The 16,719-nt window shown below is 65.8% G+C and carries 14 protein-coding genes; 9 read left to right on the top strand and 5 right to left on the bottom strand.

The genetic code is table 11. From position 1 onward, the window contains the following. Positions 1-357 precede the first annotated feature (357 nt). The 4 genes from ABD716_RS05195 to ABD716_RS05180 are packed head-to-tail and all read left to right on the top strand — an operon-like array spanning position 358 to position 4,961. The gene (locus ABD716_RS05195) at positions 358-1,575 is read left to right on the top strand and encodes a glycosyltransferase 87 family protein (RefSeq protein ID WP_344774519.1); all 1,218 of its coding nucleotides are present in this window, start codon (positions 358-360) and stop codon (positions 1,573-1,575) included. Next, on the top strand, positions 1,572-1,880 hold the full coding sequence (locus ABD716_RS05190) for a thiamine-binding protein (protein WP_344774517.1): 309 nt from the start codon (positions 1,572-1,574) through the stop codon (positions 1,878-1,880). The genes ABD716_RS05195 and ABD716_RS05190 overlap by 4 nt, the downstream gene beginning before the upstream one ends. A 58-nt stretch (positions 1,881-1,938) precedes the next feature. Further along, on the top strand, positions 1,939-3,855 hold the full coding sequence (locus ABD716_RS05185) for a DUF4012 domain-containing protein (RefSeq protein WP_344774515.1): 1,917 nt from the start codon (positions 1,939-1,941) through the stop codon (positions 3,853-3,855). Beyond that, entirely contained in the window at positions 3,852-4,961 is a 1,110-nt protein-coding gene (locus tag ABD716_RS05180; RefSeq protein WP_344774513.1) for a glycosyltransferase family 4 protein, read from the top strand. The genes ABD716_RS05185 and ABD716_RS05180 overlap by 4 nt, the downstream gene beginning before the upstream one ends. A 21-nt stretch (positions 4,962-4,982) precedes the next feature. Here the strand turns inward: ABD716_RS05180 and ABD716_RS05175 are convergent, their stop codons facing one another. Both ABD716_RS05175 and ABD716_RS05170 read right to left on the bottom strand, forming a co-directional pair. Beyond that, positions 4,983-5,927, bottom strand: a complete 945-nt coding sequence (locus ABD716_RS05175) for a glycosyltransferase family 2 protein (RefSeq protein WP_344774511.1) — start codon at positions 5,925-5,927, stop codon at positions 4,983-4,985. Between the two features lie 141 nt (positions 5,928-6,068). After that, positions 6,069-7,913, bottom strand: coding sequence for a glycosyltransferase (locus tag ABD716_RS05170; RefSeq protein ID WP_344774509.1), 1,845 nt, complete (start codon positions 7,911-7,913; stop codon positions 6,069-6,071). Between the two features lie 316 nt (positions 7,914-8,229). Here ABD716_RS05170 and ABD716_RS05165 point away from each other — a divergent pair, with 316 nt between their 5' ends. The 5 genes from ABD716_RS05165 (at position 8,230) to ABD716_RS05145 (ending at position 13,818) form a co-directional block, all read left to right on the top strand. Beyond that, entirely contained in the window at positions 8,230-10,191 is a 1,962-nt protein-coding gene (locus tag ABD716_RS05165; RefSeq protein ID WP_344774507.1) for a CDP-glycerol glycerophosphotransferase family protein, read from the top strand. After that, the gene (locus ABD716_RS05160; RefSeq protein WP_344774505.1) at positions 10,191-10,907 is read left to right on the top strand and encodes an IspD/TarI family cytidylyltransferase; all 717 of its coding nucleotides are present in this window, start codon (positions 10,191-10,193) and stop codon (positions 10,905-10,907) included. The genes ABD716_RS05165 and ABD716_RS05160 overlap by 1 nt, the downstream gene beginning before the upstream one ends. Before the next feature lie 3 nt (positions 10,908-10,910). Next, the gene (locus ABD716_RS05155) at positions 10,911-12,002 is read left to right on the top strand and encodes an NAD-dependent epimerase/dehydratase family protein (protein ID WP_344774503.1); all 1,092 of its coding nucleotides are present in this window, start codon (positions 10,911-10,913) and stop codon (positions 12,000-12,002) included. Between the two features lie 111 nt (positions 12,003-12,113). After that, positions 12,114-12,824, top strand: coding sequence for an acyltransferase (locus ABD716_RS05150; protein WP_344774501.1), 711 nt, complete (start codon positions 12,114-12,116; stop codon positions 12,822-12,824). Between the two features lie 166 nt (positions 12,825-12,990). Then, the gene (locus ABD716_RS05145) at positions 12,991-13,818 is read left to right on the top strand and encodes an LbetaH domain-containing protein (protein ID WP_344774499.1); all 828 of its coding nucleotides are present in this window, start codon (positions 12,991-12,993) and stop codon (positions 13,816-13,818) included. Between the two features lie 69 nt (positions 13,819-13,887). Here ABD716_RS05145 and glf read toward each other — a convergent pair whose 3' ends face one another. The 3 genes from glf to ABD716_RS05130 are packed head-to-tail and all read right to left on the bottom strand — an operon-like array spanning position 13,888 to position 16,702. Then, complete coding sequence (gene glf / locus ABD716_RS05140; RefSeq protein ID WP_344774497.1) at positions 13,888-15,042, bottom strand: UDP-galactopyranose mutase; 1,155 nt, start codon at positions 15,040-15,042, stop codon at positions 13,888-13,890. After that, positions 15,039-15,836, bottom strand: coding sequence for an ABC transporter ATP-binding protein (locus ABD716_RS05135; RefSeq protein ID WP_344774495.1), 798 nt, complete (start codon positions 15,834-15,836; stop codon positions 15,039-15,041). Before ABD716_RS05135 ends, glf begins: the two co-directional genes overlap by 4 nt. Next, the gene (locus tag ABD716_RS05130; RefSeq protein ID WP_344774493.1) at positions 15,836-16,702 is read right to left on the bottom strand and encodes an ABC transporter permease; all 867 of its coding nucleotides are present in this window, start codon (positions 16,700-16,702) and stop codon (positions 15,836-15,838) included. The genes ABD716_RS05135 and ABD716_RS05130 overlap by 1 nt, the downstream gene beginning before the upstream one ends. Positions 16,703-16,719 lie beyond the last annotated feature (17 nt).

Below are 16,719 nucleotides of genomic sequence, written 5' to 3'. Positions count from 1 at the left end.
GGCTCACCACGTTGATCACGCGGCACGCGCTCCCCGAGATTCACACCACCCCACGGGACGCGGCCCCACCCGCTCGGACGAGGTCGCGGCGCTGCAGATGCGGGACGGGGACGCCACGGGCTGAGGTCCGCGAGAGGGGGATTTAGGTGCGGCGCGCAGTTCGCACGATCGGCAATACGAACCGCCCCCGCGCGTGCGCCGAATCGTGCGTTCTACGCGCGGCTCCTACTGCAGCGCGTCCCACGGCGGCGGCGACTGCGGTGTCGTTGCCCGTCATGGGGACAGCGACACGGGGCATCCGCCCGCGAACGCGAAGAGCCGCGCACGCCCCGAGTGCGCCCGGCTAGGGTTAGGCGCATGCGCGCCCTGCTCAGACGTCGTTCTGTGCTCTGGCCCGCATTCATCGCCGTGCACCTCGCACTCGCGGCGGCGAACCTCACGCCCGGGGTGACCGGGAACTCCTTCAACGACGTCACCGGCTTCTATCGCGTGTGGGTCGACACGGCGGTCGCGGGCGGCGGCTGGCCCGCGATCGACCAGCCGTGGGTCTATCCGATCGTGGCGCTCGTGCCGATGGTCATCCCGCTCATCGGCGGCGACGCGGGCTACGGCGCGATCTGGCTGCTGCAGGTGAGCCTGCTGAACGCGACGGCCTTCGGCGTGCTGATCTCGCGCCCGACCGTGCCGCGAGTGCGCGCCGCCTGGTACTGGCTCGCCGCGCTGCTGGCGCTCGGCCCGGTGGCGCTCGGGCGGCTCGACATCATCTCCGTCGCCCTCGCGGTGCTCGCGGTCGTGGCGCTCGCGGCCCGCCCCTGGCTCGCCGGCGTGCTATTGGCGCTCGGCACGTGGGTGAAGTTCTGGCCCGCCGCGATCGTGCTCGCGATCGTCGTCGCCGCCAAAGAGCGCTGGCGGGTGCTCATCGCCGCCGTCGCGACGACCGCGGCGATCGTGGCCATCGCCTGGTTCGCGCTCGACGCGCGCGCCGTGTTCAGCTTCGTGGGGCAGCAGTCGGGGCGCGGGCTGCAGGTCGAGTCGCCGTTCGCGACGCCGCTGCTGTGGGCCGCATGGGCACGGATTCCCCACCTGAGCGTCTACTACGACACGGTGATCTACACCTTCCAGGTCTCGGGGCCGGGGGCCGCCGCGCTCGCCCGCATCGCGGACTGGTCGATGCCGATCGCGGTCGCCCTCGCCGTGCTGCTCGGGCTGCGAGCCGTGCTCGCGCGGGCCGAGCCGCGGGCCACGACGGCGTGGCTCGCGCTCGCCATCACGGTCGGGTTCTGCGCGTTCGACAAGGTCGGGTCGCCGCAGTACCACGCGTGGTTCGCCGTGCCGGTGATGCTCGGCCTGATGGTCTCGGGGCGGCGGTTCGCTCTTCCGGCGTGGCTGGTGCTGGCATCCACCGTGCTCACCCAGCTCATCTACCCGTGGTTCTACGACGCGATGCTCGCGCTGAACCCGGCCATGCTCGCCGTGCTCACCGCGCGCAATGCCCTCGAGCTCGCCGTCTTCGCCTGGGCGCTCGTCGCGCTCTGGCGCCTCGGTTCCACTGCTACGAAAGGAAACCAACGATGATCGTCGCCTTCTCTGTCGCTCCGTCGGGCGGGGCATCCGCCGCCGAAGACGGCTCGGTGCACGACGCCGTCGCCGCCGCGGTGCGCGTCGTGCGCGAGTCGGGGCTGCCCAACCGCACCTCGTCGATGTTCACCGAGATCGAGGGGGAGTGGGACGAGGTGATGGGTGTCGTGAAGCGCGCCACCGAGGCGGTGCTGCCGTTCGGCACCCGGGTCTCGCTTGTTCTCAAGGCCGACATCCGCCCCGGCCGCACCGGCGAGCTCGACGGGAAGATCGAACGGCTCGAGGCGGCGCTCGGCGACTGAGACCGCGGCCCGCGTCTTCGGCCGCCTTCGAAGAACGCTCGGATATTGTGGCCTGATTATGGTCGCCTATTCGCGCGTCGAGGACTCCCTCGGCGGGTACAACACGCGCCGTGCGGCACGTGCGGCAGAGGCGGCTCGTCGTGGTCACGCGCGCGACACCCCGTCGGGGGCCGTGCGCTGGCTGCTCTATCTTTCGCCCGTGATCCTCGTGGCGGCGTGGGTGCTGTTCAGGTTCTCGGTTCTGGGGTTCGCGATGCTCGATGTGAAGAGCCAGGTGGGCGTTCTCGAAGACCAGGTGACCTCTCTCGACACGGACCAGCTGCCGGGCACGGCCGCACGCATCACGCGCGACACCGACGTCGCGGTCGCGGCGGCGAACGACCCGATCGTGCGCGCGCTCGAGCGCGTGCCGGTCCTCGGCGGCAGCGAGACGCTTTTGCGGCAGCTCACCGAGGCGACCCAGAGCCTCGCGACGACGGTCGTCGCCCCGGCGGCGCAGCAGCTCAGCGCGATCGATCCGCAGACGCTGCGCACGGCCGACGGGGGCGTCGACCTCGATCAGCTGAAGCCCCTTGTCGAGGCGACGCCGCAGCTCGTCAGCTCGTACGACTCCGTCACGACGCAGGTCTCAGCGCTCGACACGTCGGCGGCGCTGCCCCCGATGGTGTCGGTGTGGCGCACCTTCAATGGGCTGCTCACGGGCCAGCAGGGCAATCTTCACCTCGCGAATCGGATGCTGCCGCTCGTCACCAACTCGCTGGGAGCCAACGGGCCGCGGCACTACCTGCTGGTCTTCCCCAACATGGCCGAGACGACGGCGGTCGGCGGAACGGCAGCGGCGATGGCCGAGCTCGAGTTCGATAACGGGCGGATGACGATCGTCGCACAGGGCTCGAGCTCTGACTTCCCGTGGCGCGACCAGAAGGGGCTCGGGCCGATCATGCCGACGGACCCGTCGGTCACGAACCTCTACGGCGACATCACCTACGAGCGCCTCAACCTCGCCTTCAGCCGGCCCGACGTGCCCACGGGGGCGAAGATCGCCCAGGCGTTCTGGCAGCAGTACAAGGGCGGCTCGCTCGACGGGGTGATCGTGTTCGACCCCAAGGCGCTCGCCGACATGCTGGGTGCGACCGGCCCCGTGAAGCTTTCCACCGGGCAGACCCTGACGAAAGAGAACGTCGTCGCCGAACTGCTCAACAAGGCGTATTTCACCTATCGCGGGAAGTACAAGAGCGCGAGCAAGAACTCGCACTACACCGACGTGATGACGGGCAAGTTCTTCTCTGCGGCGACCGCGTCGATCTTCAGCGCCTTCCTGCACAACTCGTCGAACCCGGCCGCGATGGCCAAGGCGGTCGTGAGCGGGGTCAAGACCGACGACATCAAGCTCTGGTTCTCGAATCCCGACGAGCAGAAGCAGCTCGACGGCACCCAGATTCAGGGCGTGCTGCCCACCGACAACGCGAAGAAGACCGTGACGGGCGTCTTCTTCCGCGACCAGTCAGGCGGCAAGATGGATGCCTATCTCAAGACCGCTGCGACGCTCACGGCCAACACCTGCACGGCCGGCGCCTCGAACTACGTGGTCGATGTGCGCCTGCGCAGTACGCTCAGCATGGCGCAGTTCCGCAAGCTTCCGGCCTATATCGCGCCGAAGGGCGGCGAGTCGTTCACGACGACGATGGTCTACATCTACGCGCCGGTCGGTGCGACGGCCGAATCGGTCTCGGTGACCGTCGCGGGCAAGCGGATCTCGCAGGATGAGATCCAGATCACGCAGGATCTCGGCCGCACGGTGGTCGCGTTCCCGACCAGGATCGAGCCCGGCCACACCGCCAAGGCCAAGGTCTCCTTCACGGGCGCGTCCGGCACGCTCGGGCAGCCGACCCTGCAGGTTCCGCCGATGTACCACTCGACCGCGACCAAGGTCTCGCAGGAGGCCTGCACGACGAGCCCGAGCCAGGGCAAGTGAGCGCGCATATCGCGATCGACGCCCGGCGGATCAACACCAGCACGGGCCGCTACATCGAGCGGCTGCTGCACCACCTCGAGCGGCTCGACGAGCGCAATCGCTACACCGTGCTGGTCCCGCACGCAGACCTCGACTACTGGACGCCGCAGAACCCGCGCTTCACCACCGTGCCCTCAGACTTCGCGATCTATTCGCTGGCAGAGCAGACCGGGTTCAAGCGCCAGCTCGACGGCATCCGCGCCGACCTCGTGCACTTCCCGATGCCGCAGCAGCCGCTGCGCTATCGCGGCCCGCACGTGACCACCTTCCACGACCTGACGCTGATCAACACCTACAACAGCGACAAGCGCTGGCTGGAGTACCGCGTCAAGCAGCTCGTCGGCCGGTACGCGTTCCGGCACGCGCTGCGCTCGAGCGCGCACATCATGGTGCCGAGCGCGTTCACCAGGGACGCCCTGGTCGAGTTCGGGCACATCGACCGCGCGAAGGTGACGGTCACCTACGAGGCGGCCGAGCTGCCCGAGGGGGCGCGCGCCGCCGGGGAGCCCGCCGCGACCGGCATCCCGTTCGCCCGCTACCTGCTCTATGTCGGGCTGCAGCCCGACTACAAGAACATCCGCCGCCTCGCTCAGGCGCACCAGCGGCTGCTCGACCGGCACCCCGATCTCGGGCTGGTGCTCGTGGGCACCAAGTTCCCCTCCGTGCAGGCGAACGAGCGGCTCTTCAGCGAGCTCGGCTACCGCAACATCCACTTCACCGGCTATCTCAGCGAAGCTGAGCTGGATGCCGCCTACCGCGGCGCCCTCGCCTACGTGTTCCCCTCGCTCTCCGAGGGCTTCGGGCTTCCGGGCCTCGAGGCGATGCTGCGCGGAGTGCCCGTCGTGAGCAGCCGGGCGAGCTGTCTGCCCGAGATCTACGGCGACGCGGCACGCTACTTCGACCCGATGGACGTCGACGACATGGCGCGGGTGATCGCCACAGTGGTCGAGAGCGCACCCCTGCGCGCGCAGCTGAAGGATGCCGGCGATTGGCGGGCCTCGCAGTTCTCGTGGCGCCGCATGGCCGAGCAGACCCTCGGGGTCTACGAGTCGGTCCTCGCGCGCTGACGCCGGGGCCGCTCGGCGGGCTCAGCCTTCCGGCGCCCCCACGACGCGGTCGACGGCGCGACTGCGGCGCAGCACGTCGGCGACCGTGCGGTGCGCGGGCCGCGTGAACAGGCCGCGAGCGGCGGCGCGCGCCACGACCGCGAGATAGCCGAGCTTGTTCGGGGCGTTGCGGAACTGCGCCCGCAGGCTGCGGGTGAGGGCGAGCACGATGCGGTTGCGGTTGAACGAGCGGTTGCGCCCGACCTCGCGGTACCACCAGAGGTAGTTGCGCACGTTGTAGAGGTTGCGAGCACCGTTGTAGTGAGCGGGGCCCGGATTCCCCGCGAGGTGCGCGATCTTCGCGGTCGGAACCATCGCGGCGGGCCCGAACGCGTGCAGGCGCGCGGTGTACTCGACGTCGTCGTGCCAGATGAAGAAGTCGCCGAGGGGCAGGTGGGTGCGCCGCATCGCCTCGGCCGACAGCAGCGGCCCGACGAAGGTCGTGGCGGCGACGGCGATGAGCCCGAGCGGCGCCATGCGGTACTGCACGGCGAAGTCGGTGTTCAGCTCGGGGTAGTTGCGCGGCCCGGTGTCGCCCGTTTCGTCGACCACGTGCGGGGCGACGAACGACGGCCGGTCGAGCTGCGCGGTGGCCCCGAGCAGCAGTTCGAGGCAGTCGAGGTCGGGAATGGCGTCGTCGTCCATCAGCCACACCCAGTCGGTGCCGAGCTCGAGCGACCACGCGCAGCCGCGCTCGAAGCCGCCGGCGCCGCCCAGATTGTCGGATGCCTCGATGAGCATCAGCTCGCCCCGTGCGGCCCGGGCTTCGAGCTCTGGGCGCGTGCCGTCGGTAGAGCCGTTGTCGATCACGACGATGCGGTCGACCGGCCGCGTCTGCGCGCGCAGCGCGTCGAGCACGCGCGTCACGAGCGCACGGCGGTTGTAGGTGACGACGACCGCGGTGACATGCGGGGGCGATGCGGGCAAGGAACGGTCCTTCGAGAGTGGGGTCGTGCTCAGACTAGAGGACGGGGCTCGTCGGTTCTGGCGGTCGCACTCAATCCCCGTGTGACCTCCGAAGGTCGCCGAGAAGCGCGGAGAGGCTGTGTGCCGACGGCATCCGGCGGCTCAGCCCGCGTGCTCGGGGTCCTCGAAATGCTGCCGCCACGACTCTGCTGACACGAGCTCGGGCAGGGCGGCCCGGTAGCGCGCTCGCAGGCTCTCCCACTCGCGCGCGAGGCGGCGGTGCAGACGGATGCTGTCGCGCAGCTGCCGCCGGAAGCGGGCACGATCTCGCGTGTAGCGGTTGGCCCCGCTGCCGTCGGCGGTGATCACGATCGCGGAGTCGAGCCGGGGGAGTCGCCACCACGTCGCCTGCTGCTTGCTGAGCACGGGCTGCGGCTGGCGTCGCGCGCTCGCGCGAACCGGGATGATGAGCTGGCGCGCCACCCAGCGCAGCGTCGCGAGGGCGAGCGCGGCGCCGTGGGGCGCCGGCGCTGGGGGCGCGGATGTCGCGGCAGCGCGCGCCGGAAGAGGGAGCTTCTCGGTCTCGCTGAACTCGGCCGCCGCGGCTCGCGGCCACTGCAGGGACGTCGCGAGCGCGGCGTGCAGCACCCCCGGCCCGGCGAGCACGTCGGCGAGAGCGCGGTGCCGCAGGGTGACGGCGTAGTACTGCATGGAGAGCAGGTGCTTGAGATCCTGTCGCCGGCTGTCGGCGAGCAGAGCGCCGCCTGCGGGGCGGTCGGAATGGAGCAGTGCCGCGATCGTGCGGTTGCGGGCGTGAAAGTACGCCTGCCAGTCGATCGAGTCGTCCTTGTCGAGCCACGACAGGTGCCAGAGCGCGGCACCGGGCAAGGTGACCGTGGGGAAGCCCGCGGCCTTCGCGCGCAGGCCGTATTCGGCGTCGTCCCACTTGATGAAGACAGGAAGCGCGAGCCCGATCGCCCGCACGACCGCGGTCGGGATGAGGCACATGAACCAGCCGTTGAAGTCGCCCTGCTCGCGCCGGTGCAGCCACGGCGACTCGGCGATCGGGCGCGCCGCCAGATCCCAGCGGCGATGCTCGGGGTCGGGCGGGCCCCAGTTGAAGACGTCGTCGTCGACGACCTCGCTCCATGCGTGCAGCACGGTGCGGCGGGTCAGGTCGAACATGTGGCCGCCGACGAGTGTCGGCGTGCGGGCATGGCGATGGAAGCGCAGGGCGCGCAGGATGCCCTCGGGCTCGACCTCGACGTCGTCGTCGAGCAGCATGACTGCGGACGCGGCCGGGCGCTCCACGGCCTCGGCCATGACGCGGGCGAAACCGCCGGAGCCGCCGAGATTCGGTTGGCGGATGATGCGCAGGAGCTCGCCGAGCTCGTCGCGCACCTCTGCGTAGCCCGGCTCGTCGCTCACGAGCCGCGTGCCCTGATCGACGACGAGCACCTGGTCGAGCTCGGCCGCGAGCGCGGGGTGCGCGGCGATCGCCCGCAACGTCGCCACCGCGAAGTCGGGCTTGTTCATCGTCGTCATGCCGAGCAGGAGGAGGCCGGGCTGCGTCGGCGAAGCATCCGTCGTCCACTGCGCCTCGCTCAGTGTGAGCTCGCCGCCGCCCGCCGCCAGCTCGAGCCAGAGCCAGCCGCCCTCGTCGAACTCGCCGAGCTCTGCCGCGAGCGTCGTCGTGGTCGTGCCCGTCACGGCACGCTCCTCGACGACGCGCGCGCGGCCCGCGGCATCCGAGGCCCACAATGCGATCGTGCCCTCGCCCGCGGTCGATGCGATCAACTGCACGCGCTCAACGTTGGTGGCGTGCTGCCAGTACGACGCGGGAAACGCGTTGAAGTAGCTCAGCAGCGACACGTGCGCGCCGGGTGCGATCGTCAATGAGCTGGGCGTCACGCGGGCCTTGCTCTCCGAGAGCTCGCGCGCGAGATAGAGGGCACGATCGGCTGCCCGTTCGCCCGGGGGAAAGACGAGCGATTGCAGCACGGACATCCCATGAGGCTAGCGGGATCGAGCATGCACCCGCAGACGATGCTCGTATGCCGGATCGCTGCCCCCAGGTCCGAAGGAGCGTCTGGCAATCCACCCCGAATTGGCGTCGCTGGACGAAGGTATAGGAATCTGAAGCTCTGATAGTTTTTCGAAGGCGGCGTCTGTTCAGCGACTGTTCACGTTCTTGTTCAACGCGGTTCGGCGGAAAGCAGTACGGGCCGGAGCGCGACAGCGGCGCTTCGCATACGTGAGAGGTGCACACCCTGTTGAAGTTCGAAGCCACGCGCCCGTGCCACGCGCGCACCGGGGAGTAGCCGTGGCAGACACTGTCTCGGAGAGCGGCTTCGCTTCGCTGTCGGAGACCCGGCCGCTTAACCGGGTGGGGCGACTCCTCATCACGTCTATCGCGTGGGAACGTGTCGAGCTCACACTGACGCTCTCCTTCCCGGAACCGCCTACCGGGCAGGTTGACTTCATCATCTACGACTTGCTTCGCGCGTTCCCGGTCGCTGCTGAGCCGCTCGGCGACGGGCGGTATCGCATCGCCCTCAACGTCACGAACTTCAGGGACCGGAAGGAAATCCCGAACGGCTCGTGGCGGGTGATGGCCGTGGTTGACGGCCGTCGCGGCCCGATCGCAACGTATTCGCTGACGAGGGCGGACGAGTTGACGGTCGGCTCGCGCAGCTTCGTCTACAACGGCAACGCCTCGTGCTATGTCGTCTCGTTCGGGTTGAGCGAAGACGATCACGCGGACGTGATCATGCGGACGTATCAGATGAACCGCAGACGTTCCGCGGGGCTCAGCACGGGCGTCAGCGTATCGGTTCCCCGCCCGGTCACGCGCATCCGGCGCGCGCTCAACGGTCTTGATCGCTACACGGCGGGATACTCGGGTCGGCTGCTCCGGAATCTCGACGTTCGCACCGGGGGCCGGGTGACATCGGCCACACATAGCGCGCTTCACAGGGTGCGCAACCGCGGAGGGGTACTCCCGAAGGCAGGCCGCAAGAGGACGGGCGACGCTCGCGGCGCAGGCGCGCGCACTGCTGGTAGTCGCCCACGCATCCTCTTCGCTTCGGAGATGCGGCCCGACATCTCGGGAAACCTGCTTCGCATTCGCGACCGGATGGTAGAGCGGGGGCTCGACTCTCAGTTCGAGCTTCGCTACCACTTCCGGACTATCAGCATGGAGACCCCTGAGGACACCCGAAAGCTGGTCGCAGAGTTCACATCGGCTGACATCGTCCTGATCGACGACTACTTCCCCCTCCTCAACACGATCGACCCCCGTCCGAATACGCGCGTCATCCAGGTTTGGCATGCCGGCAGCGGCTTCAAGTCCGTCGGCTACAGCCGATTCGGGAGATATGGCAGCCCGAAACTGGGAGGGGCGCATCGCAAATACACATTCGCGATCGCCGGCTCCACCCACCTCGTTTCGGTTTACTCGGAAGTGTTCGGGATCCCGCCGGAGGCAGTGATTCCTACGGGCCTGCCGCGAATCGACACGTTCCTCGACCCAGAGCGCGCCGACCGGCTGAAGCAGGAGTTCAAGAGCGACTACCCGCAGTTCGCGGGAAAGAAGGTCATCCTGTTCGCGCCGACGTTCCGGGGGCGAGGGGCGAGTTCCGCCTTCTACGACTACTCACGGCTCGACTTCGCCAGGCTTCATGAGGCATGCGGCGACGAGTACGTGGTTCTCTTCCGCATGCACCACTTCGTCCCCGGGGCGCCGCCCATTCCGGAGGAGTTTTCCGACCGCCTCGTGGATTTCTCGCACTTCCCTGACACGAACGACCTGCTTCACTCGGTGGACGTCCTCATCACGGACTATTCGTCGATCGTGTACGAATTCTCGCTGCTCGATCGGCCGATGCTTTTCTTCGCCTATGACAAGGACCTCTATTCGGCGACGCGCGGATTCCACCGCAGTTATGAGGAGACGGCGCCTGGGCGCATCTGCACGACGATGGACGAGCTCGTCGACGCGCTGAAGACCGGGGATTTCGAAGAGTGGAAGATCGAGCGCTTCCGTGCGGAGAACTTCGATCACATCGATATGTCGTCCGCCGATCGGGTGATCGATCAGTTGATCCTCAGCGACCCGCGAGACACACCGGAGGCTCAGGCGGCACGCGAATTGGATGCGAAGCGCTGCGCCGAAGCACTCCGATTTGCCGCTGAACAGATGGTCGAAGAGTTCCCGGGAAGTCCGGTGGCAGAACGAGCAACTGAGCAACTCAGCCTCATGACAGGTGCGGAAGGTGGCCGCTGATGAACGTCGCAGTGATCTTTGCCGGCGGTGTCGGCTCGCGGATGAACACCCGGTCTGCGCCTAAGCAGTTCCTCGAGGTCCATGGGAAGCCGATCATCATCCGGACCCTCGAGCATTTCGAAGAGCACCCCGAGATCGATGGAATTGTTGTGGCGATCCTGCCGGAGTACCGGGAGCATCTCCTTCGTCTGATCCACCGCTACGACCTGCAAAAGGTGCGCGAGATCGTCGACGGCGGCAAGACGGGCCAAGAGTCGCGCCACCGTGCGCTGCAGGCCGTCGCGGCCTCGTATCCGCCCGATACGGTCGTTCTGATTCACGATGGTGTGCGCCCGCTCATCAGTGCCGAGTTGATCACCACGAACATCCGCGCTGTCGAAGAGTATGGATCGGCGATCACGTGCACCAAGGCCAACGAGACGATTGTCATCTCGACCGACGAGCGCGTGGACGCAGTCATTCCGCGCGAGAACCTCTACACGGCGCAGGCTCCCCAGAGCTTCCGTCTCGGGCACGTTCTCGGCATGTACGACCGTGCTGTGGCGGAGGGCGAGAACGACTCAATAGATTCGTGCACCCTGATGGTCCGCTACGGCCATTCCGTGCACGTAATCGACGGGCCGCGCTCCAACATCAAAATCACGACCGCGGAGGACTTCTACATCTCGAGGACCTTCTTCGAACTGGTTGAGAACCAGCAGATCATCGGAGCGTGACGCGTGTCTGAACTGAGCTGGGTGAACCAGGTGATCGCCGGAGATCTCGATGAGATCCTCGCGCGAGAGCTCCCGTGGGAGCAGCTATATGGCAGCCGAGTGCTGGTTACGGGCGCGTCGGGCATGCTCCCCTCGTACACCGTCTACACCCTGCTCGCTCTCAATGACCGTTTCAACGCAGGCATCACGGTGTGCGGCCTCGTGCGGAATGAGGAGAAGGCACGGGCAATCCTTTCTGGAATCGTCGACCGCCCCGATTTCCAGCTGATCGCACAGGACATCGCACTACCCGTCGAAATCGAGGGCCCGGTCGACTATGTCTTCCATGGCGCGAGCGCGGCGCGGCCATCGTTGCATGCGGCCGACCCCGTCGGCACCATCCGAGCGAACCTGGTCGGCACGTTCAACCTTCTCGATATGTGTGTTGCCAAGCAGAGCCGCGGATTCGTCTTCATGTCATCCGCCGAAGTGTATGGCGCTCAACCCCCCGGCACCGAGCTCATCCCCGAGACGAGCTTCGGTGGCTTCGACATCTTGAACCCCCGTGCGTCCTACTCGGAGGGCAAGCGTGCTGCAGAGACGATCTGCGCCGCCTACACCGCGCAATATGACCTGACCTGCCGGATCGTTCGTTTCGGGCACATCTATGGGCCCGGGATGGCGCTCGATGACGGCCGCGTGCAGGCAGATTTCGCGGCCAACGTCGTGCGTGGCCAGGACATCGTTCTCAACAGTGATGGGTCCGCCGTGCGTACCTACACCTATGTTGCGGATGCGATTGCAGGCATGTTCTACGCATTGCTTCGCGGAAACGAGATGGCCTACAACGTGGCTGACCCCCGCGGTTTCGTGTCGATCCGGCGCCTTGCTGAGCTCTTCACGCAAGTGCGCCCGGAGAACGGTTCAAAGCTTGTCTTCACGAACGAGGCGGATGCTCGAGCGTACAGCGCGGCTAGGGCTCAAGGGCTCGACAGCGCACGGGTGGGCGCGCTCGGATGGACGCCGCTTGTAGATCTTCCCAGCGGGCTCTCGCGGATGGTGGATGCACTCTCTCACCATTTGATCGTCGGTGCGACTGAGCCGCTTCAGCCCTGAACCTGACCGTCAGGGGTGCACGTGGCGCGCTCGCTGCCCCAGACTTCTAAGTACAGTTGTGGGGGCTACGCCTCACATACCGCCCCACCCAAGCCCATTGAGAGCCGATCAATGCAAGAACTTCGCGAATTGAAGCCCTACTCGGATAATGAGGGCAACGTCGTCATCTACGAGGGTGTGTTGCCACCTCAGGCAAAAGTAGCCATTAAGTTTCGAGGCAGCGGCAACGTAGTTCAGGTTGCAGAAAACGCAAAGATAGTCGACCTAGCCATCGAATTCGCCGGCAGTGGCGGCCGAGTTCAAATCGGAGGAACGCACGGTCAGCGCACAGGCCTGCGATTCAACGTTCGCATCGGTCATTCCTCGAGTCTTACGGTGGGTGACGACGTTGGGTGTGAGTCGCGCACGTTCGTCCGAGCCTCTGAGGGGGCGGCGGTAACCATCGGTGATGACTGCATGTTTGCCGCAGGCATTGAGATCCGCGCTGACGATACTCACGCGATCTATGACGTGCGTACAGAGAAGCGGGTGAATCCGGCTCGCGCGATAGATATTGGCGCGCATGTATGGCTCGGTAAGGACGTGACAGTGATGGGTGGAGCGTCCATCGGGTCAGGTTCCGTTGTTGGCTTCGGGAGCGTGGTGACGCGTGATGTCCCGAATAACTGCGTTGCAGCAGGAGTACCGGCGCGTGTGGTGCGGCGCGACATTGCGTGGGAGCGGCCCGAACTCCACTATCGCTTGCCAGGAATCGAAGGTCTTGCTCCGGGCCAGAAGAAGAGCGTGGAGTACTGGAACCTCACTGTCGACGACACAGAGTGACCGGCAGCCTCGTCGCGATGCCGTTTCGGCTGATGTTGGGCTCTCGTGACGTCAATGCAGGCGCGTGCTCACGACGGTCGTTTTAGAAGCAGGAGGCCCTTTGCTCGGCGGTAGTTTCTGCTCACGTGGCCATAGATAGATGCCGACAATCTCGGGAGATCCAGGCGTGCAACAGCTTTTCGAACTCAAGCCCTACGCGGACGACCGGGGCAATGTCGTCGTTTACGGTGGCCAACTCGAGCCCGGTGCCAAGGTGCGCGTTAGTTTTCGTGGATCAGGCAACGTCCTCAAGATCGCCGATACCGCGAAGGTCGTGGACCTTGCTGCGGAATTTGCCGGTGACAACGGCAGGATCGATATCTCTGAGACTTCAAAGCCGAGGACCGGGTTGCGACTCAACATTCGCGTCGGTCACGAGTCCTCTGTGGCTATTGGAGCCAATGTGGGCTGCGAGACACGCATGTTCGTTAGTGCTTCTGAAGGAGCCTCCGTTGTGGTGGGCGAAGATTGCATGATTGCGACGGGGGTCGAACTTCGCACGGACGATAGCCACGCTATATATGACGTTCGTTCAAGGAAGCGCGTCAATCCGGCTCGTTCCATCACTATCGGTGAACACGTCTGGCTGGGGAAAAGTGTTGTGGTTATGGGCGGCGTGACCATCGGATCTGGATCGGTTGTTGGTTTTCGAAGCATCGTGACGCGTGACATTCCCAACAACTGCGTCGCGGTTGGAGCGCCGACTCGCGTAGTGCGTCGCAATGTGGCGTGGGAACGTCCGGTGCTCGCCTACCGTGCACCGAATGTGAGCGGGCTGGCCCCTGGAGAGGTGCGAACAGCACGATACTGGAAGCTCACTTCCACGGACCCATCAGCTGGTCAACCAGAACCGGGCACCAGGGCCGACCAAGTGAGCGGGCAAGGGTCTGCTGCCCGCGAGAGGCCTCGCGCGTTCACCTGGATCCGTCACAAGCTGCGCGGCCTCGCCCGCTAGGCGTGAGCCCAACGGGCGTCTCCTGGCCCTGCGCCGTGCACATCGTCGGCAATCGACGCGCGTAGTTCTTCAGTTCGTCGATAGGCGCAGCTTGTTCTCCCACGTCGAAAGCGCGGCCCCAATCGCCATGTGCATGTCGAGGTACTGGTAAGTGCCGAGGCGGCCGCCGAAGACCACGCCCTTCTCGGCCTCGGTCAGCTCGCGATAGGCGAGCAGGCGCTGCCGGTCCGTTGGCGTGTTGACCGGGTAGTACGGCTCGTCGCCCTGGTCGGCGAAGCGCGAGTACTCGCGCACGATCACGGTGCGGTCGTCCGGGTACCACTCGCGCTCGGGGTGGAAGTGCCGGAACTCGTGGATCCGCGTGTACGGCACATCGAGGTCGGCGAAGTTCATGACAGGCGTGCCCTGGAAGTCGCCGACCGGAAGGACTTCCTGCTCGAAGTCCAGCGTGCGCCATGACAGCGGGCCGGCCTCGAACTCGAAATAACGGTCGAGCGGGCCCGTGTAGACGATCGGCAGCTGCCCGACGACGGCGCGCTTGTTGAGCGGCTGGGACTCGTCGAAGAAGTCGGTGTCGAGCCGGACCTCGATGTTGGGGTGGTCTGCCATTCGCTCGAGCCATGCCGTGTACCCATCGACGGGCAGGCCCTCGTGGGTGTCGTTGAAATAGCGGTTGTCGTAGGTGTACCGAACCGGCAGCCGTGAGATGACGCTCGCGGGCAGCTCTGAGGCGGGCGTCTGCCACTGCTTTGCGGTGTAGCCGGCGATGAACGCCTCATAGAGCGGGCGCCCGATCAGCGCCACACCCTTCTCTTCGAGGCTTTGCGCGGTCGCGGCATCGAACTCGCTCGCAAGCTCGGCGATCAGGTCGCGGGCGGATGCCGGCGAGTGCGCGGCACGGAAGAACTGGTTGATCGTGCCGAGGTTGATGGGGAGCGGGAAGACCTCACCGTTGTGGGTGGTGTACACGCGGTGCACATACGGCGTGAATGCCGTGAAGCGATTGGCGTAAGCCCAGACCTTCTCGTTCGACGTGTGGAACAGGTGCGCGCCGTAGCGGTGCACTTCGATCCCGGTGCTCGGCTCCGGCTCGCTATATGCGTTTCCTCCCACGTGTGATCGGCGTTCGATCACTGTGACGCGCAGCCCCGCAGCGGCCGCCTGTTCGGCGATCGTCAGCCCGAAGAAGCCGCTGCCTACGACGAGCAGGTCGGGACTGTTCACTTCTTGCCGGTCGCCGGCTTCTTGGCGGCGCTGAGCATCGCGATCGCGGTTTCCACGTCGCCGTCGTACTTCTTGACGCCCTTCTCGATCACGACGCCCCGGTCGCACAACTCGCGCACCGTCGACATGTCGTGGCTGACAACGACCATGGTCTTGCCGTGATCCACCAGCTCGCGGATCTTTGCGCGACACTTTGCTCGGAACGGAGCATCGCCGACCGAGAGGATCTCGTCGACCAGCAAGATATCCATCTCAGTGTGGATCGCGACCGAGAATGCGAGCCGCATGAACATGCCAGAGGAATAGTGCTTCACTTCGGATTCGAGGAAGTCCCCGATCTCGCTGAACTCGACGATCGAGTCGAAACGCTCGTCGGTCTCTTTCTTGCTCATGCCGAGGATTGCTGCGTTGAGGTAGACGTTCTCCCGACCGGTGAGATCCGGGTGAAAGCCAGCACCCACTTCGATCAACCCGGCTACACGGCCGCGCGTCAAGACACGACCTCGATCGGGCTCGAGCACGCCCGACATCAGCTTGAGCAGGGTCGACTTGCCCGAGCCGTTGAGCCCAAGCACCGCAACGGACTCGCCTTCGCCAACGGTCAGATCTATGCCTTTGAGCGCCTCAAAAGTCGTGGACAGCGGCTCGCCCTTGACGGTGCTCAGAAGCGCGTCCTTCATCGAGCGCGCCTTGCGAAGTCGGAAGGCCTTGTGCACCTCGTCAATGATGATCGAGGGCCGGACATCCTTGCTGTTCTTCCTCATCACAGCCGTGTTGATCTCGTCGATACTCATCACAGGTCCTGGGCGAAAGTGCGCTCGCGGCGGCGGAACACGAGCTGGCCGATAACGATGACGACGGCGGTAATGACGATCGCGATGATCGAGCCGCGCCAGAGATGCGGGATCAGATTGACGGAGTCAGCCGGCCCCATGTACCAGAAACCGCGGTGCAGCAGCCCCACGGCGGTGGTCAGAGGGTTCAGCAGGTAAAGCTGCTCCGCCCAGTGAGGAAGCGCGTCGCCAACGTGCTTCCAGCTGTACATAACCGGTGCAGTCCACGTGACGAACAGTCGGATGACGTCGACCAAGTTCTGCGCATCACGGTAAGCGACGTTGATCGCGCCGAAGATGAGTCCCAACCCAGTCGAGAGCAGGGTGAGGATGCCGATCCCGAGCAGGCCTGTGCCGATTGTCATCATCGACGGGCGCCAACCTGACAGCAGTCCGGCGATGATCAACACGCCCATCTGCGGGAGGAAGTGGACGAGCGCATTGAGCACCGCCGCGACGGGGAACAACTCGCGCGGCAGATAGATCTTCTTGACCAACGCCTTGTTGTCGGTGATCGACTTCGTTGCGGCTCCGAACGACTCGTTGAAGAAGTTGATGGCGATGATGCCGGACAGCAGGTAGACGGCGAAGTCGTCGATGCCGCGGTTGTTGCCGAGCAGCACACCCATGACGAAGTAATAGATGACGTATTGCGAGAGCGGTCGCGAATACGACCACATCCACCCGAGCGCGGCATTGCGGTAGCGCGTTGAGGTTCCTTTGCGCACGAGCAGGCCGAGCAGATAGCGCCGGCGGATGACGTCTGCCAGACCGCCGCCGCGACCGGGGGTCTGAAAATCAGAGAGGTCGATCGAGGAATCGATCACGAGGTGTAGGGCTTTCT

The sequence above is a fragment of the Gryllotalpicola kribbensis genome (genome assembly GCF_039538245.1).
In the GTDB taxonomy this organism is placed as follows: domain Bacteria; phylum Actinomycetota; class Actinomycetes; order Actinomycetales; family Microbacteriaceae; genus Gryllotalpicola; species Gryllotalpicola kribbensis.
This window is presented reverse-complemented; position numbering and strand designations above follow the sequence as displayed.

What these genes read in the sequence shown, in the direction of transcription:
- ABD716_RS05195 (WP_344774519.1), top strand. Translation starts at nt 358, where the DNA reads ATGCGCGCCCTGCTCAGACGTCGTTCTGTGCTCTGGCCCGCATTCATC.
- ABD716_RS05190 (WP_344774517.1), top strand. Translation starts at nt 1,572, where the DNA reads ATGATCGTCGCCTTCTCTGTCGCTCCGTCGGGCGGGGCATCCGCCGCC.
- ABD716_RS05185 (WP_344774515.1), top strand. Translation starts at nt 1,939, where the DNA reads ATGGTCGCCTATTCGCGCGTCGAGGACTCCCTCGGCGGGTACAACACG.
- ABD716_RS05160 (WP_344774505.1), top strand. Translation starts at nt 10,191, where the DNA reads ATGAACGTCGCAGTGATCTTTGCCGGCGGTGTCGGCTCGCGGATGAAC.
- ABD716_RS05135 (WP_344774495.1), bottom strand. Translation starts at nt 15,836, where the DNA reads ATGAGTATCGACGAGATCAACACGGCTGTGATGAGGAAGAACAGCAAG.
- ABD716_RS05170 (WP_344774509.1), bottom strand. Translation starts at nt 7,913, where the DNA reads ATGTCCGTGCTGCAATCGCTCGTCTTTCCCCCGGGCGAACGGGCAGCC.
- ABD716_RS05150 (WP_344774501.1), top strand. Translation starts at nt 12,114, where the DNA reads ATGCAAGAACTTCGCGAATTGAAGCCCTACTCGGATAATGAGGGCAAC.